Source organism: Pseudomonas sp. GZD-209, from assembly GCF_049310485.1.
Taxonomy (GTDB): Bacteria; Pseudomonadota; Gammaproteobacteria; order Pseudomonadales; family Pseudomonadaceae; genus Aquipseudomonas; species Aquipseudomonas sichuanensis.
The window spans coordinates 1-18,098 of sequence record NZ_JBMOWQ010000011.1 but is presented as its reverse complement, the minus strand read 5'-3'; the positions used below and the strand labels follow the sequence as shown (position 1 = coordinate 18,098).

Below are 18,098 nucleotides of genomic sequence, written 5' to 3'. Positions count from 1 at the left end.
ACGTTGCCTTTGCTGATTAGTAGTGATCGATGAAAACCCCTCTCTGGTTCCCGCAAAGTTTCTTCGCCCGCACCCTGTGGCTGGTGCTGATCGTCGTGCTGTTCTCCAAGGCGCTGACCTTGGTGTACCTGCTGATGAACGAGGACGTGCTGGTCGATCGCCAGTACAGCCATGGCGTGGCCCTGACCCTGCGCGCCTACTGGGCGGCGGATGAAGAGAACCGTGACAAGATCGCCGAGGCTGCCGGGCTGATCCGGGTGACCGGTTCCGGCGTGCCGGAAGGCGAGCAGCACTGGCCGTACAGCGAGATCTACCAGCGCCAGATGCAGGCCGAACTGGGTGATGACACCGAGGTGCGCCTGCGTATCCACGCGCCACCGGCGCTGTGGGTGAATGCGCCGAGCCTGGGCCCGGGCTGGCTCAAGGTGCCGCTGTACCCGCACCCGTTGCGCGGGCAGAAGATCTGGAACGTGCTGGGCTGGTTCCTGGCCATTGGCCTGTTGTCCACCGCTTCGGCGTGGATCTTCGTGCGCCAGCTCAACCAGCCGCTCAAGCGCCTGGTGTTCGCCGCCCGCCAACTGGGCCAGGGGCGCAGCGTGCGCCTGCCGGTCAGCGACACCCCCAGCGAGATGACCGAGGTGTACAAGGCGTTCAACCAGATGGCCGAGGACGTCGAACAGGCTGGGCGTGAGCGCGAGTTGATGCTGGCCGGTGTATCCCATGACTTGCGCACGCCCTTGACCCGGCTGCGCCTGTCGTTGTCGCTGATGGACAACGACAGCGACCTCAGCGACGACATGGTCCGCGACATCGAAGACATGGATGCGATCCTCGACCAGTTCCTGGCGTTCATCCGTGACGGGCGCGACGAGCCGGTGGAGGAGGTCGACTTCAACGAGCTGATCCGTGAAGTGGTGGCGCCGTACAACCAGCCCAAGGAGCGCGTGCGCCTGTGCCTGGAGCCGATCCCGCCGTTCGCGCTGCGCCGAGTGTCGCTCAAGCGCATGCTCGGCAACCTGATTGGCAACGCCTTGCACCACGCCGGCAAGGGCGTGGAGGTGGCGGCCTATGTGTCGGGTGACCAGAGCGCGCCGTACGTGGTGCTCAGTGTGCTGGACCGTGGCACGGGCATCGATGAATCGGAGCTGGAGACCATCTTCAACCCGTTCATCCGTGGCGACCGGGCGCGGGGTGGCAAGGGCACCGGGCTGGGGCTGGCGATCGTCAAGCGGATCGCCGCGCAGCACGGTGGCAATGTCGAGTTGCGCAACCGGTCCGGTGGCGGGATCGAGGCGCGGGTGAGACTGCCGCTGGGGTTGCTGTTACCGCGTAACGCGGTCTGAATGCATCGCGGGGGGGGAGGAGCTCCCCACCTGGTTGGGTGGGGGGGGGGTGTTTTCCCTGTCGGAGTGCACGGGGGGAAACCCCCTCCCCTGTGTTGTGGACGTGGGAGCGGGCTTGCCCCGCGATTGATTTCAGCCTTTGCCTTTGGTCCGGGTCTGATTCGGCCCGCCATTCTTCTCCAGGTGCTCGATGATCATCCCGGCCACATCCTTGCCGGTGGTCACCTCGATCCCCTCCAGGCCCGGTGAGGAATTCACCTCCATCACCAGCGGCCCGTGGTTGGAGCGCAGGATATCCACACCCGCCACGCTCAGCCCCATCACCTTGGCCGCGCGGATCGCCGTCATGCGCTCCTCGGGGGTGATCTTGATCAGGCTGGCCACGCCACCGCGGTGCAGGTTGGAACGGAATTCACCGGGCTTGGCCTGGCGCTTCATCGAGGCGATCACCTTGTCGCCGACCACGAAGCAGCGGATGTCGGCGCCGCCGGCCTCCTTGATGTATTCCTGGACCATGATGTTCTGCTTCAGGCCCATGAACGCCTCGATCACCGACTCGGCGGCCTTGGTGGTTTCGCACAGCACCACGCCGATGCCCTGGGTGCCTTCGAGCACCTTGATCACCAGCGGTGCGCCGTTGACCATCTGGATCAGGTCAGGAATGTCGTCCGGCGAGTGGGCGAAGCCGGTGATCGGCAGGCCGATGCCGCGGCGTGACAGCAGCTGCAGCGAGCGCAGCTTGTCCCGCGAGCGGGCGATGGCCACCGATTCGTTGAGCGGGTAGACGCCCATCATCTCGAACTGGCGCAGCACCGCGCAGCCGTAGAAAGTGACCGAGGCACCGATGCGCGGGATTACCGCATCGAAGCCTTCCAGCGGCTTGCCGCGGTAATGGATCTGCGGCTTGTGGCTGGCAATGTTCATGTAGGCCCGGAGCGTGTCGACCACCACCACTTCATGGCCCCGCTGGGTACCGGCCTCGACCAGGCGGCGGGTGGAATACAGACGCGGATTGCGCGACAGCACAGCGATCTTCATGCAGCACCTGTGACAGGGGAAAGGGTGGCCGGGAAGGCCGGTTTGTCCTGGACGTACTTGAGGCCGGGGTTGACGACCAACTGGCCGTGGATGAGCGCTTTGGAGCCCAGCAGCAGCCGATAACGCATGTTCTTGCGGCAGGCCAGGGTGAACTCCACTTCCCAGACCCGGTCGCCAAGCGCCAGGGTGGTGCGGATCACGTAGCGGGCCTGGGCCTGGCCGTTGGAGCTCTTGATGCTTTTCATGGTCACCAGCGGCGCCTCGCAGCGCCGGTGGCGCAGTTGCACCACCGAGCCCAGGTGCGCGGTGAAACGCACCCAGGGCTGGCCATCGCGCTCGAAGGGTTCGACGTCGGTGGCGTGCAGGCTCGAGGTGCTGGCGCCGGTGTCGATCTTGGCGCGCAGGCCGGCCAGGCCGAGGTCGGGCAGGGCGACCCACTCGCGCAGGCCGATCACAGTCAGGTGGTCAAATGTCTTCACGGAGCGTGCCCTGCGGATAAGGTGGTGAACTGTAATGACGGCACGGACTTTTTGCATCCGTCAGTCACGGTAGTACAGTTCCGTGAAAGACAGAATTCGAGGAAAAACCATGGCACAAAAGCCCGAAGACGATGACAAGGTCCGCCTGGACAAATGGCTGTGGGCGGCGCGCTTCTACAAGACCCGTGCGCTGGCCAAGGCGGCCATCGAAAGCGGCAAGGTGCACTGCCGGGGCGAGCGTTGCAAGCCGGGCAAGGAGCCACGGGTGGGCGACGAATTCCTGCTGCGCACCGGCTTCGACGAGCGCACCGTGGTGGTCAAGGCGTTGTCGGCGGTGCGCCGTGGCGCGCCGGAGGCGCAGGCGCTGTATGAAGAAACTCCGGAGAGCGTGAAGCGCCGCGAGCAGGCAGCCGAGCTGCGCAAGGCAGGGGCGATGGGCGTGACCACCGACGGGCGGCCGAACAAGAAGCAGCGTCGGCAGATTCACCAGCTGCATGGCAGTTTCGAGTGATGCAATCGCGGGGCAAGTCGCATCGGCGCACCGCCGCTCCCACGCTGGGTACGTGGGAGCGGCGGTCTCCCCCCCCCCCCTCCCCCCCGCCCCACCCCCCCCCCCCCCCCTCCCCCCCCCCCCCCCCCCCCCCCCCGATGCGGGTGGTCAGGCGGCGCGCATCACGCTCATTCGCCCGACCAACGGCAACCTGCCCAGCAGGTCGAACAGCGGCGCTGTCCAGCGCACCAGCGCCCGGCTGGCGTTGGCCGCCAGCGGCGTGTGGCAGCTCCAGCCCAGGGCCAGCACCGCCATCAGCAGGCCGCCGATGTAGTCGTCCTGGCCCCAGTGCGCGCCGGCCACCAGGCGCGGCAGCATGAACAGGCAGGCCAGCGCCCAGATCACCAGGTGCTGTACCAGCCGGCGGCTGAACAGGCTCATGAACAGCGCCCAGACCAGCAGCACCGAGGCATGGTCACCCGGGAAGCTCTGGCCGGAACGGTCCTTGAGCTCCCACTTGGCTTCCAGGTTCGGGTAGAGGTCGCTCAGGTGAACGGCGTTGTCGATGACCATCGACGGGCTCTTGTGTTGCCAACCCATTGCACCGACCCACTTGGAAAACAGCGCACGAATCACCACTAAGAGTAAAAGGGTCACCAGGAAGCCGAAAAACGCCTGGCGCACCTGAACTGCCTTGAATACCCAGTCGCCGCGGATCAGCAGCGACAGCATGATCACCCCGACCAGGAGGTCGAACGGGCGAAGGCTGCCGACGGCCCAGATGGAGCGCCAGAGCACATGGTCGGCCAGTGGGGCGTTGAGGCTGTGGAACAGCCACTCGTCGAAAGTCAGGCACAGGTTCTGGCCAACGGGCCATAACCAGAAACACAGTAGTGCGATGGGCACCAGCGTGCAGGCTGCCAAGGGTCCCCAGGACCACCTTGCTTGGAACAGTGGTCGATTATCCATAAAATACCTCGATCTCCAGCGGGAATTAGCGCCTTGTGAGCGCTCTATGACGGACCTTTCAGTCTCCTGCAATTATTTTGTCATCATTTTCAGATAGCCAGACAACCATGAGCGACTTGCCAGATACAGATTTCACCCAACGCTTCCTGTTCGACGACCGCGACGTGCGCGGCGAGATGGTCGCGCTGGAACGCAGCTACGCCGAGGTGCTGGCCAAGCACGATTACCCGCGCCCGGTCCGGCATTTGCTGGGCGAGCTGATGGGCGCCGCTGCACTGCTGGTGGGCACATTCAAGTTCGATGGGCTGCTGGTGCTCCAGGCTCAGTCCCAGGGGCCGGTGCCGCTGCTGGCCATCGAATACACCAGCGAGCACGAAATCCGCGGGCTGGCGCGCTATGAAGCCGAGCAGATCAAGGAGGATGCGAGCCTTGCCGACCTGATGCCCGGCGGCCACCTGGTGCTGACCATCATTCCGGTCAACGGCCAGCGCTACCAGGGCACCGTCGAGCTGGATGGCAAGGACCTGTCGGAGTGCTTCACCAACTACTTCGTCATGTCGCAGCAGGTGAATACCAGCATCTCCCTGGCCGCCGATGGCGTGCGCGCCCGTGGCCTGCTGGTGCAGCAACTGCCGGCCGAGATCCACAAGGACAGCGAGGAGCGCGCCGAAAGCTGGGCCCACGTGAAGGCGCTGGCCAGCACCGTGAAGACCGAAGAGCTGATCGGCCTGGACAACGAAACCGTGCTGCACCGCCTCTACCACGAGGACGCGGTTCGCCTGTTCGATATCCAGCCGCTACGCTTCCGCTGCAGCTGCTCGCGCGAGCGTTCCGGCAACGCCCTGATCAGCCTCGGCGAGCCCGATGCCAAGGCGCTGGTGGCCGAATCCGGCGGCCAGGTCGAGATCGATTGCCAGTTCTGCAATGAGCGCTATTTCTTCGATGCAAGCGATGTGGAGCAATTGTTTGCCGGTGGTGGCACCGACGCACCATCAGAAACTCACCACTGAAACGGTTAACTACAGGACTTTCTCCTGTCGAATTGCGCAAAAGCGCAGTTCTGACAGGAGGGGCCTACTTTTTTTGGGCGTTTCTGGCATAATCCGGCCACTTTTTTCGCTGTAGTAGTTTTTTCGAGACAACTACAAAACGTTTGGAGCACTCGGCCTCGGGCCGGATGGGGTATCTCATGACGCAAGCCAACAACACCGTGTACACCGACCTGAGCGTCGATGAGCTGGTAAAAGAAGCGCTGTCCCGCGGTGAAGGCGTGCTGGCCGATACTGGCGCGCTGGTGGTGGAAACCGGTCATCGCACCGGCCGTTCGCCGGCTGACCGTTTCATCGTCGAAGAACCTTCCACCCAGGACCAGATTGGCTGGGGCCCGATCAACCGCAAGTTCCCGGCCGACAAGTTCGATGCCCTGTGGGACCGCGTGGAGGCGTTCAACAACGCCCAGGATCACTTCGTTTCCTACGTTCACGTAGGTGCCGCAGCCGAGCACTACCTGCCGGTCAAGATGACCACCCAGACCGCCTGGCAGAACCTGTTCGGCCGTTGCCTGTTCATCAACCCTGAGCAGTACAACCCGGCTAGTCGCGGTGAGTGGCAGATCCTCAACGTCGCCAACTTCGAGTGCGTGCCTGAGCGTGACGGCACCAACTCCGACGGTTGCGTGATCATCAACTTCGCCCAGAAGAAGGTGCTGATCGCCGGCATGCGTTACGCCGGTGAAATGAAGAAAGCCATGTTCTCGGTGCAGAACTTCCTGCTGCCGGCCGCCGACGTGCTGCCGATGCACTGCGCCGCCAACATCGGCGAAGAGGGTGACGTCACCCTGTTCTTCGGCCTGTCCGGCACCGGCAAGACCACCCTGTCGGCCGACGAAAGCCGTTACCTGATCGGTGACGACGAGCACGGTTGGGGTGAGGGCGTGGTCTTCAACATCGAAGGCGGTTGCTATGCCAAGTGCATCGACCTCTCCGAGAAGAACGAGCCGGTCATCTGGAAAGCCATCAAGCACGGCGCGGTGCTGGAAAACGTCGTGATCGACGCCAACAAGCACGCCGACTACGCCGACGTGAGCCTGACCCAGAACAGCCGTGCCGCCTACCCGCTGGCGCACGTCGAGAAGGTCTCGGCAGAGAACCTGGGCGGCGAGCCGAACGCGGTCATCTTCCTGACCTGCGACCTGACCGGCGTACTGCCGCCAGTGTCGATCCTGAACAACGAGCAGGCGGCCTACCACTTCCTGTCCGGCTACACCGCGCTGGTCGGTTCCACCGAAATGGGTTCGGGCGGCGGCATCAAGTCGACTTTCTCCACCTGCTTCGGCGCGCCGTTCTTCCCACGCCCGGCTGGCGTTTACGCCGAGCTGCTGATCAAGCGCATCAAGGCGTTCGGCTCCAAGGTCTACCTGGTCAACACCGGCTGGACCGGCGGTGGCTACGGCGTTGGCAAGCGCTTCAGCATCCCGACCACCCGTGGCGTGATCGCTGCCATCCAGAGCGGTGCTCTGGTCGGTGCCGAAACCGAGCACCTGGACATCATCAACCTGGACGTACCGAAGGTCGTTCCGGGCGTCGAGACCGAGCTGCTCAACCCGCGCAACACCTGGGCTGACAAGGCTGCCTACGACGAAGCCGCCAAGGGCCTGGCCAAGCTGTTCATCGAAAACTTCAAGAAGTTCGAAGTTTCCGACGCCATCAAAGGCGCTGGCCCGCAGCTGTAAGCAGATGCCGGTTCGAATGAGAAAGCCGCCCTTCGGGGCGGCTTTTTTGTTTCTGCCCTCAGGGCCATTGTTGTCGAGCGTGCAGAATCCGGATGATCTCGATCTGATCCACCAGGGTTCGGTAGACCATTACATAGTTCGGGTGCACGACGATTTCTCGTGTTCCGGGAAGGCGCCCGGGCTTGTATAGCGCTGGGTACTGTGCGGCGCGTCTGGCCTTATCCCTGAATGTTTCATCCAGCACTTCGGCTGCAATCGGATTGTCCTCGGCGATAAGCTCAAGGATCCGCAAGCGATCCTTGTAAGCCATGGACGACCAGGTAAGGCGCATCAGCCTTTTTTGGCCCGCAACTCAGCGCGGCGGGCGGCAAAGAATCTTTCTACCTCGGCATCATCCATAGCGGGCGAGGGATCGCGCAGGCTTGCTTCGACCTGCTCGACGAACCAGGCATCGTAAGCGGCGGCCTCATGGGCGCGTTTGAGTGCTTGCGCGCGATCCGGTCGTTGATAGGTACTGGTTTGTTGTGGATCGTAGGTTGAGGTATCGACCTGAAAATGGTCGATGCCCAACTCATGCAGGTAGCTGACAAGTGTTTCGAACTTCTTGAACAGCCTTACATTGCCGCTACGCTGCGCAGTAAGCACGTGCTCCTGGTCGTTGATGTCGACCTGAATGGCCCACCCGCCAGGCTGCCCGACGATATGGGTGGCGTTGATGCGCCCATTGACGGCCATGCGGCTGAGGTTGGTGTGATCCAGCTGTTGGGTAGGCACGGGCGAGTGTCTCGGTTTCATGAAGATGGACCATGCTATGCAATCTATTGTTGATTGCGACTATAGGCGTTCCCAAGTCCGTGTGGGAAGCTTCCCTGATGTGCAAAAGACAACACAGGACAACCCATGACCGAATCCCCTCAACGCACCGCCTTCTCCCATTTCCACCCGATCCTCACTCGCCCCCAGGACAACGACCTCAACGGCCACCTCGCCGGTTCCACCGTGCACGGCTTCTTCGAGACGGCCATTCAGGCCTTCCTCGTCGAACAGGCCGAACTGGACCTGCGTGACGGCGAACTGGCCGGTTTCGTGGTCAGTTCGGCGGCAGACTTCTTCGCGCTGCCCGGCTTCCCCGACGTGCTCGAAGTGGGCCTGGGCATCACGCGTCTTGCGGGCAGCACGGTGGAATATCGCCTGGCGCTGTTCCGCCCCGGCGAGGCCGAAGCCTGCGCGGCAGGTAGCTTGGTGCAGGTGTTCATCGAGCGTGCTTCGGGGCGCCCGGCCGCATTGCCAGAGACGCTGCAATTGATCCTCGCCGGGCTGTCGCTCAATCGTTGAGGCAGATGATCCCTTCGCGCACGGCGAACAGCACCAGCCCCGGAACGTCGCGGATCTGCAGGCGATGCATGATCTGCGAACGGTGCGCTTCCACTGTCTTGATGCTCAGCCCGAGGCCGTCGGCAATCGACCGGGTGGTTTCACCACGGGCGATCAGGCGCAGGATTTCCAGCTGACGGGCGGTCAGTTGCATGGTCGGGTTGCTGAGCTTGCGATGCTTGCTTTGCTTGACCGCCTGCCCGATGACCAGCGGCAGTACCGCCGAACACAGGTATTGCCCGCCGGCCTGCAACGACTGCAGCGCCAGCTCCAGCTCGAGAACGGTGGCGCTCTTGAGCAGAAAGCCCTGGGCGCCCTGGCGCAGGCACTTCATGACGAAGTCCAGCTCCGAGCGTGCAGACAGCATCAGTACCGCGCTTTCCGGGGCGCGCAGGGCAAGCTCGTGCAGCGTCTGTTCGTTGTTCGAGGCCAGCTCGACATCCAGCAGTATGAGCTCCGGCTTGAACTGTTCGGCCAGGGCCACCGTGCCCAGGCTGTCACCTGCTTCGCCAACGACGACATATTCTTTTTTTTGCTCCAGCAACGCTCGCAAGCCGGCTCTGAACAGTGGCGAGTCGTCAGCAAGGAGTACACGGCAACGCATAGGCTGTAACCTGTCTTGCAAAATTGTGGAAGCGTAGTGGCAACGGCTTGCCGCATACGCTGCGGACATCCACCTGTTGTCCGCATGCTTGCTTGCGATGTCGACGAGTGCGTGCGGCACGAATCGTTTGTTTGAGCAGTACGGCGCGACTTCCTTCATTGCTGATTGGCGGGGTCAGCAAAATGGCAGATCAACGCAGGCAAGCGCTGCAACAGCTCAATGTGCTGTGCAGCGCCGATCCTGATGGCTTCTTTGGGCATGCCGAACACGACGCAGCTGGCTTCGTCCTGTGCGACCGTGCAGGCGCCTTGTTCACGCATGGCGAGCAGGCCGCGCGCGCCGTCATCACCCATGCCGGTCATGATGACGCCCAGCGCTTGGTTACCTGCGTGACGTGCGGCGGAACGAAACAGAACGTCGACCGACGGCTTGTGGCGGTTGACCGCCGGGCCGTCGAGCACTTCGACCAGAAAATGTGCGCCACTGCGCTTGAGCTGCATGTGCAGGCCGCCTGGCGCGAGCAGTGCCAACCCGCTGTGTACGCGGTCCAGGTGCCTGGCCTCGCGTACTTCGATCTGGCATAGACTGTTGAGCCTGCGAGCGAAATCGGCGGTGAATTTCTCGGGCATGTGCTGGACGATCACGATGCCGGGGCAGTTTTCCGGCAGGCGCCTGAGGATGTACTCCAGCGCCAGGGTACCGCCCGTCGAGCAGCCAAGTGTAACGATTCGCTCCGGACTTTTGAGGCCGCACGTCGCGACGGCGACAGTTTTTTTCTCCTCCACCGGCTTGCCGGCAGGCAGACGCACCGGCGCTTGTCGCGCGGCATGCTCTACGCTGCGCACCAGCTCGTCCTCAAGGGCCTCCAGGCCCTTGCGCAGCCCCAGCTTGGCCTTGGTGAAAACACCCGCTGCGCCGGCCTTGAGCGCCTGTTCCACACATGCCGTGCCGGGTTCGGTCAGGCTCGAGCAGATGATCGTCGGGGTTGCGCGTTCGGCCATGACCTGACGCAGGAAGGTCAGTCCGTCCATGCGGGGCATCTCCAGGTCGAGAATCAGCACGTCGGGCCACGCCTTGCGCAGCTTCTCGATGGCGTAGAGCGGGTCGGCGGCCATGCCGATGACGCGGATGTGGGTGTGCTTCTCCAGCAGTTGCGTCAGCACCTGACGCACCAGCGCCGAGTCATCGACGATGAACACCCGGATCGGCTCCTTGGCGTGCGCGCTCATACCCGTTCGAACACCGAAGGTTGTGTCAGACGCAGGGGCAGTTCGAAGCCGTGAATGCTCTCGGCATGACCGATGAACAACAGACCGCCCACCCGCAGCTGGGCGACCAGGCGCCGGACGATTTCCTGCTTTTGCGCCGGCTCGAAGTAGATCAGCAGGTTGCGCAGGAAAATCACGTCGAAGGTGCCCAGGTCTTCAGGCAGCGGCCTGTTCACGTTGATCTCGCGAAACAGCACGCGCGCACGCAGGTTGGCCTGGATGCGCAGGCGCCCCTGCATCTCGCCGACACCGCACTGGCAGTGGCGCCGCAGCCAGCCCTGGGGGAAGTAGCGGCTCTGGTCCATGTTGTAGATGCCGCGCTCGGCCAGCGCCAGCATGCTCTGGCTGAGGTCGCTTGCCACCACGGCCCATTCGCCGCTGGCGTGCTCTGCCGCGACCATGGCCATGCTGTACGGCTCCTCGCCCGAAGAGCAGGCCGCGCTCCACATCCGCAGCGGAGCGCGCTGGCGCTCCAGCCATTGCCCGAGAAAGTCGAAGTGCGGATGTTCGCGGAAAAAGTAGGTCTCGTTGGTGGTGAGCAGGTCGACCACCAGGCGCCGTTCACGCTGATGCGCAGGGTCGGCGATCAGGGCCAGGTACTGGTCGTAGTCGGCGAACTGGAAGTGCCGCAGGCGGCGCATCAGGCGCCCTGCCACCAGCGTGCGTTTGTTGTTGGCCAGGTGGATGCCCGAGGCGTCCTGCATCAGGCGCTGCAATTGCCGGAACTGGGCCTCGCCGAGCTTGGGAAGGTTGAGCATGGTCGTCAGTCGGCCGCCCTGGCCTGGGCCAGGCTGAGCAGGTCCTGGGTCGACAGCACCTGGAGCAGGTTCAGGATGATCAGGAAACCGTGATCCTGCTGGGCCATGCCGGCAATGAAGTCGGCGCGGATCTGCGTACCGAACGGCGGTGGCGGCAGCACCTGGCGCGGGTCGATGTCGTGCACGGCATCCACGGCATCGACCACCAGGCCCAGCCGCTGGCTGGCTTCTTCCAGGGCCAGCTCGGTGATCACGATGCAGGTGCGTTTGCCCGGCTCGGTGCGGCTCAGGCCGAAGCGTGCGGCCAGGTCGAGGACCGGTACGACGTTGCCGCGCAGGTTGATCACGCCGTGAATGTAGTCCGGCATCATCGGCACCCGGGTGACCTCTGCGTACTCGATGATCTCGCGCACCAGATCGATCGGCAGGGCATAGCCTGCCTGGCGAACGCGAAAGCTCAGGTGCTGGATGCTCTGCGTTTCGGGCAGGCTGCCAAGGGAGGCTTGCATAGCGGTCATGGGCGCGCCTCGATCAGCTGAAATTGACGAACTGGCTGTCGTCCAGGGAAACCTTGCGCACCGCTTGCAGGTGTTCGCTCGGCAGGCTGTCCACTGGCCGCGGGATGCGGGTCAGGCCACCTTGTTCGAAGCGGAAGAAGGCGATCAGTTCCTGCAGTTGACCAGCCTGGGCGTTCATTTCCTCGGCAGTGGCTGCCAGCTCTTCGGAGGCCGACGCGTTCTGCTGGGTGATCTGGTTCATCTGGCCCATGGCGATGTTGATCTGGCCGGCGGCGCTGCTCTGCTCCTGCGAGGCCGCGGTGATTTCCTGCACCAGGTCCGACGTGCGCTGGATGTCAGGGACGATCTCGCCCAGCAGTACCCCGGCTTTTTCCGCCAGTTGCACGCTGCTCGACGCCACCTGGCCAATTTCCTGGGCCGCGACCTGGCTGCGTTCGGCCAGCTTGCGCACCTCGGCGGCGACTACCGCGAAGCCCTTGCCGTGCTCGCCCGCGCGCGCCGCCTCGATGGCTGCGTTGAGCGCCAGCAGGTTGGTCTGGTAGGCAATGTCGTCGATGATGCCGATCTTGTCGGCGATCTGTTTCATCGCCAGCACGGTGTCGCCGACCGCACTGCCGCCCTGGCCGGCATCGCTGGCGGCCTTGCCGGCGATGCTGTCAGTCAGTTTGGCGCTTTCGGTGTTCTGCGCGATGGAGGCGGACATCTGTTCGATCGAGGCGCTGGTTTCTTCGACGCTGGCGGCCTGCTCACTGGCGGCCTGGCTGAGCGACTGGGAGGTCGAGCTGACTTCGGCGGAGGCCGACGACAGCGCATCGGCTGCGCTGCGCACGTCACCCAGGATGCTGCGCAGGCGTACGGTCATGTTCTGCATCGAGCCCAGCAGTTGCCCGGTTTCGTCGCGACGGTCCACCACCAGGTCCTGGCTCAGGTCGCCCGCCGCCATGCGGTCGGCCGCCTGTACCGCGCCGCTGAGCGGGCGGGTGATGCTGCGGGTGACGAGGATGCCGATCAGCAGGCCGGCCAGGGTAGCGGCCGCTACCAGGATGATCATCTGCAGGCGCGAACGGTCGGCGATCGCGGTGATGTCGCTGTTGGCTTCACCGGCACGGTCCTGTTTGTTCTGGCTGGCGGCGCCCATCAGCTTGTCCAGTTCGCTGGCCCCGGCAATGATGCGCGGCAGCAGCTCCAGGGCCGCGCTCGAGGTCTGCAGCTGGTCTGACTGCTGGTGGGTGGCCAGCAACAGATTGGCGGCGCTGGCGTAGTCCTGCAGGCGCGTGGCGATATGCTCGATGTCGGCCTTGCCTTGCGTGGTGAGGTGGAAGGTCTTGGCCTGCTCCAGCAGGTCGCGCGTCTTGCCCAGGGCGTTGCGCGCATCGGCGGCGGCCAGGTCGCGTTCTTCGCGGGTGACGGCCAGCAGGCTCTGGCGCACCGCGCGGCCCACCGTGACCAGCTGGATGTTGGCGTTCTGCAGCGTGCTCAGGCCCTGGATGTCGACGTCGTACATGCGGTCCGAGAGCTGGTCGACCTGATCGAGGTTGCGAATGCCGATGACGCCGATGATGGCTGTCAGCGCCACTACCACGATGAAGCCCAGGGTCAGGCGGGCTCCGATCTTCATGTTGCTGATCAACTGCATATCTGCTCTCCGGAAAGGGAAGGTATCGCCGCAGAGGGGCGATGCTTGGGTTCGCTGCGTTGTTGCAGGTCGCGGAACAGGCTGGCGACGTCGAGAATCAGGGCGACCTGGCCAGAGCCCAGGATGGTCGAGCCACTGATGCCGTTGAGATGGCGAAACAATTGCCCCAGTGGCTTGATCACGGTCTGCAGCTCGCCGAACAGGTGGTCGACGATCAGCCCGACCTGCTGCCTGCCCTGGCTGACCACCACGATGTTGCGGCGGCTGGCCGGCGGTTGGCCGAGGTCGAAATGCGTGGCCAGGTCGATGCACGGCAGCGGCTTGCCGCGCAGGTTGAGGGGGCCGTTGCCCTCGGCCGGCGCCTCCATGCATTCGGTGACCATGTCCAGCGGAATGACGAAGCTCTCTGCCCCGGCGCCGACCAGAAAGCCGTCGATGATCGCCAGGGTCAGCGGCAGGCGGATGCGGAAGATGCAGCCCTGCCCTGGGGTGGAGTCGATCTCGATGGTGCCGCGCAGTTCGTCGATGGCGCTGCGCACCACATCCATGCCGACCCCGCGTCCGGACAGGTTGGAGACTTGCTCGGCGGTGGAAAAGCCGGGCTCGAAGATGAGCATGTGGATGTCACTGTCCGGCAGCTGGCTGTCGGCATCGAGCATGCCGCGGGCGATCGCCTTGTCGCGGATGCGCGCAGTGTCCAGACCGCGACCGTCGTCCTCGATCTCCAGCACGATCATCCCCGAGTCGTGCCCGGCGGCCAGGCTCAGGTTGCCCTGGGCTGGCTTGCCGGCGGCCAGGCGCTCGTCGGCGGCCTCGATGCCGTGGTCGATGGCGTTGCGCACCAGGTGGATCAACGGGTCGGCGATGCGGTCGATCAGGGTCTTGTCCAGCTCGGTGTCGCCGCCGCGCAGGTGCAGCTGGATCTGTTTGTTCAGCGTCAGGCTGACGTCGCGCACCACACGGTGAAAGCGATTGAAGGTTTCGCCGATCTCGACCATGCGCAGCTTCAGTGCGCGTTCGCGAATCTGCTCGACGTGCTGGTGCACGGCCTGGACCCGCTCGATGCAGTCGCCGTCGCCGCTGCGCATGGCGTGCATCTGGGCCCCGGCAGTGCTGATGACCAGCTCGCCGACCAGGTTGATCAGTTCGTCCAGCTTGTGCGCGGCGACCTTGACCAGGGTGCTGGTGCCTTGCACGGCGCGCGGTTCTTCCGCGACCGGCGCAGGCGCCAACGTTTGCGCGGGCAGGCGTGCAGCGGCGGGTTCCGCTGCCGACTGCGCGGGCGTCGTGCAGTCCAGCTGCAGGTTGTAGAAGCCGTCCGCGAGGCTGAAGACGTCTTCAATGGTTTCCCGGCTGGCCTCGCTGACCAGGGTGATCTCGAAGCCGAGATAGCACTGCTCCGGGTCCATCTGCTGCAAGCAGGGCAGTGCCTGCGTCAGCGTGCGCAGGGCGCGGATCTCGCCCAGCCGGGCCAGGTAGCGGATGAAGGCGCAGGGGTCGAAACCGTTGCGCAGCAGTTCGGCGTCCAGGCGCAATGACAGCTGCCAGACGGGCAGCTCGGCGGCCGGCTGCTTCGCAGATTCGTCGATTGTCTCCAACGCCGCCAGCAGTTCGACCTGACGGGGGCTGTGGGCGGGCAGCGTGCCTGAGTGGGGGTCGATGTTGCGCAGCATGACGTTGAGCTCGTCCATGCACTGCAGCATCAGCGAGGTCAGGCGGTCGTCGAGCGCGCACTGGCCGTCGCGCACCTGCATCAGCCGGTTTTCCAGGTGGTGGGCCAGTGCCACCAGCGGTTCGAGCGAGAAGATGCCCGCCGAGCCCTTCAGGGTATGGACCGCGCGGAACAGGGCGTTGATCGCCTCGCTGTCGGCGGGGCTGCGCTCCAGCACCAGCAGGCAGTCTTCGGCTTCCCTGAGCAGGTCATTGGCCTCTTCCAGAAAGCCCTGGAGTAACTGCTGCCACTGTTCGGCATCGAGCATGGGGTCATCCTGCGCTGGCGGGGTGGGGGGAGGTGATCAACAGCCCTTGCGGGCGCAGCAGATCGAACAGCGCGGCGAGTGCGGGAGTCAGCGCTACGACCGGCAGGCTGCCGCTGTCGCCGCCCAGGCTCTTGGCCAGCGCCAGCAGCAGTTGCAGCCCGGCGCTGTCGAGTTCGCCCAGGGCGCTCAGGTCGAGGACCCAGGGCGCCGGGTGGGCGACCAGCAGTTCGAGCAGCGCGGCATGGGTGTCGCGCGCCTCGAAAATCGTCAGGTCGCCCTCCATGCACAACCGTGCAGGGCGTTCGGCGTCGGCGCGATGCAGGCTCAGGCGGGCCATCAGCCGACCAGCTTTTCCACGGCCGCCAGCAACTGCTGTGGCTGAAACGGCTTGACCATCCAGGCTTTGGCCCCCGCTGCCTGGCCTTCGGCCTTCTTGCTCTGCTCGCTTTCGGTGGTGAGCATCATGATGGGCGTGAAGCGGTACTCGTTACGCGCCTTGAGTGCCTTGACCAGGCCGATACCGTCCAGGTTGGGCATGTTCACGTCGCTGATGATCAGGTTGACCTTCTGTCCGGTCAGCTTGGCCAGTGCGTCCTTCCCGTCACACGCCTCGATGATCGTATGGCCGGTGCCTGCGAGGCTGATACGCACCAGTTGGCGCATGGATGCCGAGTCGTCGACGATCAGAATGGTCTTGGCCATGGTGGAGTGTCCTGAGGCTGTTAGAAAAAGGTGAGTTCGGCGCTATCGGCCTGCGGGCTCTGGGCACTGCGTTCTTCGCGGGTGGTGAAGCGCTCGCGCTGGCGGCGCAGCCAGCCATCGATGTCGTCGAGTGTGTGCGGGGCGTTGGCGATGGCTGCCAGCAGCGCGTGCAGGTCGATTTCGACATGGTCGAGCACCTGGTCGACGCGGTCCTGGAACTGCAGGTTGACGAGGATTGCCTGGATGTCCTGCTGGGTCGTGCGGGCGTCCTGTTGCAGGGCCCTGGAGGTATGGTCGAGCGCCGTGAGGTTGCCGCCCAGGCCGTCGATCACGCCGCTGAGCAGATGCTGAAGGCGCGCCAGGTCGGCCTGGTCCTGGTCATTGAGCGCTTGCGCCGACTCGATGCTGGCCTGGATTGCATGGTTGATTTCGCCGACTTTCAGGTCCATCGACTGCCCGGTGCTGGCGGACAGCTGCGACAGTTTGCGCACCTCGTCGGCCACTACCGAGAAGCCTCGGCCGTTTTCGCCTGCGCGGGCGGCTTCGATGGCGGCGTTGAGGGCCAGCAGGTTGGTCTGGCTGGCGATCTCCTGGACGTGGCGAGCCATCGCCTGCAACTGGCCGGTGTAGCTGTCCAGGTGGCTGATGCTTTGCAGCACGGCGTTCTGGCGTTGGCCACGCTGGCTGAAGGCGTCGGTCACCTGCTGCAGTTGTTCGGTGCTCTGGCGCAGGCTGTTGCCCACGCCTTCCTGTTGGACGGCGTGTTCGGCTGCTTCGAGCGACAGCCCGAGGCGCTGATGGATGGCGGCGAAACGCTCCAACAGCCCGCCGATGTTGCTGGCGACCAGCGCGCGGCTTTGCTGCAGGCCGTCGAACCAGGCGGGCGCGGCCTGGGGCAGCAGGCGGGCGAGCGCATGATCGTGGTCTTCGGTCGGGGGCGCGGCGGGTGTGGCGGGGGCGTCGACAGCTGCCGTACGTGGGCGCAGCAACACGGTGGCGAGGACGATGGCAACGGCGGCGAGCAGGCCAAGCCAGGTAATGCCCATCAGGAGTGCAATAGCGCACGCTGCTGTGCCGATCCATATGACGAGATACATCCGCATTCCGCTGCGCGCCTTTATTCAGGTTACGAGCGCAAATGGTACGGATTGGGTTTTGACGTCAAAATCGGGACAGCCCTTAATCCGACTTGTGGGTCACGGATCAGATCAGGGCTTTGCCTGCGGCTTTTTTTGATTGAATAGTCAAATTCAACCGCGTGGAGCGCCATGGGCTGCCGAGTGCGGGCGAATGCATCAGTGCCGGAATGGGGATGGGGCTGCGTCTAGGGGTAGGAGTATGGCTTAAGGCAAAGGTGTAATAGCACTGTGCCTTGTGTTGCCGCGAACTCGCCTGCGGCAAGGGCCGCAGGCGAGTCGGTCGATCAGTCGCGCCAGTGGCGCTTGTGCTTGCGGTGGCCGTAATGGTGGCCGCGATCGTAGTAACGGCGATCATCGTAGTCGCGGCGATAGCGACGCGAATCGCGGCGCTCGTCTTCGTCGGCCTTGTTGCCCATGTAGTTACCCAGCGCGCCACCGGCGCCGCCGCCGGCTGCCGCACCGATGTAGCTGCCGGTGGTGCCGCCCATGGAGCGACCGACCACGTTGCCGCCCGCTGCGCCCAGTGCGCCACCGATGGCCGCTTCGCCACGCTGGCGCTTGTCGGCACCCAGGGCACCGCCGGCAGCGCCGCCCAGGCCGGCACCGATGGCGCCGCCGGTGCTACCACCAATGGAGTTGCCCACCACGGAGCCCAGTACCCCACCCAATGCGCCGCCAATGCCGGCCTCGGTGGTGCCGCCTGCCATGGCCACGCCGCTGAGCAAGCTGAAAGACAACAACAGAATCGAGGAGTACTTCTTCATCAAGAGAGCCTCAGAGGGATGACGAGGCGGAATTTGAGGCTCGGCGAAGCGGCTGGCAATGGAAATCCGACGAGTAGCACGAGTTGTACACAATTCTCTAAGTTATTGAATTATGTATGAAACTTTCCTGATTTTCGGCGGTCTGAGGCCTTTATGACAAAGCCCTGATCCATTGCGGACAGGGCTTTTTTTGTGGGTGACGCCTGGGTGAAGAGAGGCTGCGCAGAGTGCTGCGTGGGAGCGGGCTTGCCCCGCGATAGGCCCTGCCTGGCATCCCCGTTTCGGCGGCAGGCCCTATCGCGGGGC

General features: G+C 64.3%; 20 protein-coding genes. 5 read left to right on the top strand and 15 right to left on the bottom strand.

The genetic code is table 11. From position 1 onward, the window contains the following. The first annotated feature begins 29 nt into the window (after nucleotides 1–29). Nucleotides 30–1,343: an ATP-binding protein gene (locus tag ACO6VM_RS01790; RefSeq protein WP_279846170.1), complete on the top strand. Its 1,314-nt coding sequence runs from the start codon at nucleotides 30–32 to the stop codon at nucleotides 1,341–1,343. A 132-nt stretch (nucleotides 1,344–1,475) separates the two neighbouring features. Here the strand turns inward: ACO6VM_RS01790 and rimK are convergent, their stop codons facing one another. Together rimK and ACO6VM_RS01780 are read right to left on the bottom strand one after the other, a co-directional pair. Next, complete coding sequence (rimK, locus tag ACO6VM_RS01785) at nucleotides 1,476–2,381, bottom strand: 30S ribosomal protein S6--L-glutamate ligase (RefSeq protein ID WP_110992192.1); 906 nt, start codon at nucleotides 2,379–2,381, stop codon at nucleotides 1,476–1,478. After that, complete coding sequence (locus ACO6VM_RS01780) at nucleotides 2,378–2,860, bottom strand: ATP-dependent zinc protease (RefSeq protein WP_110992193.1); 483 nt, start codon at nucleotides 2,858–2,860, stop codon at nucleotides 2,378–2,380. Before ACO6VM_RS01780 ends, rimK begins: the two co-directional genes overlap by 4 nt. Nucleotides 2,861–2,969: 109 nt before the next feature. Between ACO6VM_RS01780 and ACO6VM_RS01775 the strand changes: the two genes are divergently transcribed. Next, nucleotides 2,970–3,371: an RNA-binding S4 domain-containing protein gene (locus ACO6VM_RS01775; protein WP_401057511.1), complete on the top strand. Its 402-nt coding sequence runs from the start codon at nucleotides 2,970–2,972 to the stop codon at nucleotides 3,369–3,371. Between the two features lie 147 nt (nucleotides 3,372–3,518). Here the strand turns inward: ACO6VM_RS01775 and ACO6VM_RS01770 are convergent, their stop codons facing one another. Then, the gene (locus ACO6VM_RS01770; RefSeq protein WP_401057512.1) at nucleotides 3,519–4,319 is read right to left on the bottom strand and encodes a phosphatase PAP2 family protein; all 801 of its coding nucleotides are present in this window, start codon (nucleotides 4,317–4,319) and stop codon (nucleotides 3,519–3,521) included. A 107-nt stretch (nucleotides 4,320–4,426) separates the two neighbouring features. Between ACO6VM_RS01770 and hslO the strand changes: the two genes are divergently transcribed. Together hslO and ACO6VM_RS01760 are read left to right on the top strand one after the other, a co-directional pair. Continuing rightward, a complete protein-coding gene (gene hslO / locus ACO6VM_RS01765) occupies nucleotides 4,427–5,329 on the top strand; it encodes an Hsp33 family molecular chaperone HslO (protein ID WP_401057513.1) in 903 nt (300 codons plus the stop codon). 179 nt (nucleotides 5,330–5,508) lie between these two features. Continuing rightward, nucleotides 5,509–7,050, top strand: coding sequence for a phosphoenolpyruvate carboxykinase (locus ACO6VM_RS01760; protein WP_422402674.1), 1,542 nt, complete (start codon nucleotides 5,509–5,511; stop codon nucleotides 7,048–7,050). Nucleotides 7,051–7,108: 58 nt separating this feature from the next. Here the strand turns inward: ACO6VM_RS01760 and ACO6VM_RS01755 are convergent, their stop codons facing one another. Together ACO6VM_RS01755 and ACO6VM_RS01750 are read right to left on the bottom strand one after the other, a co-directional pair. Next, nucleotides 7,109–7,381: a type II toxin-antitoxin system RelE/ParE family toxin gene (locus ACO6VM_RS01755; protein ID WP_347148977.1), complete on the bottom strand. Its 273-nt coding sequence runs from the start codon at nucleotides 7,379–7,381 to the stop codon at nucleotides 7,109–7,111. After that, on the bottom strand, nucleotides 7,381–7,824 hold the full coding sequence (locus ACO6VM_RS01750; protein WP_401057516.1) for a hypothetical protein: 444 nt from the start codon (nucleotides 7,822–7,824) through the stop codon (nucleotides 7,381–7,383). Before ACO6VM_RS01750 ends, ACO6VM_RS01755 begins: the two co-directional genes overlap by 1 nt. Nucleotides 7,825–7,950: 126 nt before the next feature. Here ACO6VM_RS01750 and ACO6VM_RS01745 point away from each other — a divergent pair, with 126 nt between their 5' ends. Continuing rightward, nucleotides 7,951–8,385, top strand: a complete 435-nt coding sequence (locus ACO6VM_RS01745; RefSeq protein WP_401057517.1) for an acyl-CoA thioesterase — start codon at nucleotides 7,951–7,953, stop codon at nucleotides 8,383–8,385. Here ACO6VM_RS01745 and ACO6VM_RS01740 read toward each other — a convergent pair. The 10 genes from ACO6VM_RS01740 to ACO6VM_RS01695 all read right to left on the bottom strand — a co-directional run bounded on the left by ACO6VM_RS01740 (nucleotide 8,375) and on the right by ACO6VM_RS01695 (nucleotide 17,792). Beyond that, a complete protein-coding gene (locus ACO6VM_RS01740) occupies nucleotides 8,375–9,028 on the bottom strand; it encodes a response regulator (RefSeq protein ID WP_401057518.1) in 654 nt (217 codons plus the stop codon). The two genes, ACO6VM_RS01745 and ACO6VM_RS01740, sit on opposite strands and share 11 nt — an antisense overlap. Before the next feature lie 155 nt (nucleotides 9,029–9,183). Beyond that, nucleotides 9,184–10,257, bottom strand: a complete 1,074-nt coding sequence (locus tag ACO6VM_RS01735) for a protein-glutamate methylesterase/protein-glutamine glutaminase (RefSeq protein WP_422402673.1) — start codon at nucleotides 10,255–10,257, stop codon at nucleotides 9,184–9,186. Beyond that, on the bottom strand, nucleotides 10,254–11,054 hold the full coding sequence (locus ACO6VM_RS01730) for a CheR family methyltransferase (RefSeq protein ID WP_401057520.1): 801 nt from the start codon (nucleotides 11,052–11,054) through the stop codon (nucleotides 10,254–10,256). The genes ACO6VM_RS01735 and ACO6VM_RS01730 overlap by 4 nt, the downstream gene beginning before the upstream one ends. A gap of 5 nt (nucleotides 11,055–11,059) precedes the next feature. Beyond that, nucleotides 11,060–11,572, bottom strand: coding sequence for a chemotaxis protein CheW (locus tag ACO6VM_RS01725; RefSeq protein ID WP_401057521.1), 513 nt, complete (start codon nucleotides 11,570–11,572; stop codon nucleotides 11,060–11,062). Between the two features lie 13 nt (nucleotides 11,573–11,585). Further along, nucleotides 11,586–13,208, bottom strand: coding sequence for a methyl-accepting chemotaxis protein (locus tag ACO6VM_RS01720; protein ID WP_401057522.1), 1,623 nt, complete (start codon nucleotides 13,206–13,208; stop codon nucleotides 11,586–11,588). Then, nucleotides 13,199–15,187 (bottom strand): chemotaxis protein CheA, encoded by a 1,989-nt coding sequence (locus ACO6VM_RS01715; protein WP_422402672.1) that lies wholly within the window; start codon nucleotides 15,185–15,187, stop codon nucleotides 13,199–13,201. Before ACO6VM_RS01715 ends, ACO6VM_RS01720 begins: the two co-directional genes overlap by 10 nt. A 4-nt stretch (nucleotides 15,188–15,191) precedes the next feature. Further along, nucleotides 15,192–15,524, bottom strand: a complete 333-nt coding sequence (locus ACO6VM_RS01710; RefSeq protein WP_401057524.1) for an STAS domain-containing protein — start codon at nucleotides 15,522–15,524, stop codon at nucleotides 15,192–15,194. Beyond that, the gene (locus ACO6VM_RS01705) at nucleotides 15,524–15,889 is read right to left on the bottom strand and encodes a response regulator (protein ID WP_401057525.1); all 366 of its coding nucleotides are present in this window, start codon (nucleotides 15,887–15,889) and stop codon (nucleotides 15,524–15,526) included. The genes ACO6VM_RS01710 and ACO6VM_RS01705 overlap by 1 nt, the downstream gene beginning before the upstream one ends. Before the next feature lie 20 nt (nucleotides 15,890–15,909). Then, complete coding sequence (locus tag ACO6VM_RS01700; protein WP_422402671.1) at nucleotides 15,910–16,935, bottom strand: methyl-accepting chemotaxis protein; 1,026 nt, start codon at nucleotides 16,933–16,935, stop codon at nucleotides 15,910–15,912. Nucleotides 16,936–17,312: 377 nt separating this feature from the next. Continuing rightward, entirely contained in the window at nucleotides 17,313–17,792 is a 480-nt protein-coding gene (locus tag ACO6VM_RS01695; RefSeq protein WP_110992203.1) for a glycine zipper domain-containing protein, read from the bottom strand. Nucleotides 17,793–18,098: the final 306 nt, after the last annotated feature.

Excerpts from the sequence above, each read along its gene's own strand:
- ACO6VM_RS01790 (WP_279846170.1), top strand. The coding sequence starts at position 30 with ATGAAAACCCCTCTCTGGTTCCCGCAAAGTTTCTTCGCCCGCACCCTG.
- rimK (WP_110992192.1), bottom strand. The coding sequence starts at position 2,381 with ATGAAGATCGCTGTGCTGTCGCGCAATCCGCGTCTGTATTCCACCCGC.
- ACO6VM_RS01775 (WP_401057511.1), top strand. The coding sequence starts at position 2,970 with ATGGCACAAAAGCCCGAAGACGATGACAAGGTCCGCCTGGACAAATGG.
- ACO6VM_RS01770 (WP_401057512.1), bottom strand. The coding sequence starts at position 4,319 with ATGGATAATCGACCACTGTTCCAAGCAAGGTGGTCCTGGGGACCCTTG.
- hslO (WP_401057513.1), top strand. The coding sequence starts at position 4,427 with ATGAGCGACTTGCCAGATACAGATTTCACCCAACGCTTCCTGTTCGAC.
- ACO6VM_RS01760 (WP_422402674.1), top strand. The coding sequence starts at position 5,509 with ATGACGCAAGCCAACAACACCGTGTACACCGACCTGAGCGTCGATGAG.
- ACO6VM_RS01755 (WP_347148977.1), bottom strand. The coding sequence starts at position 7,381 with ATGCGCCTTACCTGGTCGTCCATGGCTTACAAGGATCGCTTGCGGATC.
- ACO6VM_RS01745 (WP_401057517.1), top strand. The coding sequence starts at position 7,951 with ATGACCGAATCCCCTCAACGCACCGCCTTCTCCCATTTCCACCCGATC.
- ACO6VM_RS01740 (WP_401057518.1), bottom strand. The coding sequence starts at position 9,028 with ATGCGTTGCCGTGTACTCCTTGCTGACGACTCGCCACTGTTCAGAGCC.
- ACO6VM_RS01735 (WP_422402673.1), bottom strand. The coding sequence starts at position 10,257 with ATGAGCGCGCACGCCAAGGAGCCGATCCGGGTGTTCATCGTCGATGAC.
- ACO6VM_RS01730 (WP_401057520.1), bottom strand. The coding sequence starts at position 11,054 with ATGCTCAACCTTCCCAAGCTCGGCGAGGCCCAGTTCCGGCAATTGCAG.
- ACO6VM_RS01725 (WP_401057521.1), bottom strand. The coding sequence starts at position 11,572 with ATGACCGCTATGCAAGCCTCCCTTGGCAGCCTGCCCGAAACGCAGAGC.
- ACO6VM_RS01720 (WP_401057522.1), bottom strand. The coding sequence starts at position 13,208 with ATGCAGTTGATCAGCAACATGAAGATCGGAGCCCGCCTGACCCTGGGC.
- ACO6VM_RS01715 (WP_422402672.1), bottom strand. The coding sequence starts at position 15,187 with ATGCTCGATGCCGAACAGTGGCAGCAGTTACTCCAGGGCTTTCTGGAA.
- ACO6VM_RS01710 (WP_401057524.1), bottom strand. The coding sequence starts at position 15,524 with ATGGCCCGCCTGAGCCTGCATCGCGCCGACGCCGAACGCCCTGCACGG.
- ACO6VM_RS01705 (WP_401057525.1), bottom strand. The coding sequence starts at position 15,889 with ATGGCCAAGACCATTCTGATCGTCGACGACTCGGCATCCATGCGCCAA.
- ACO6VM_RS01700 (WP_422402671.1), bottom strand. The coding sequence starts at position 16,935 with ATGGGCATTACCTGGCTTGGCCTGCTCGCCGCCGTTGCCATCGTCCTC.
- ACO6VM_RS01695 (WP_110992203.1), bottom strand. The coding sequence starts at position 17,792 with ATGAAGAAGTACTCCTCGATTCTGTTGTTGTCTTTCAGCTTGCTCAGC.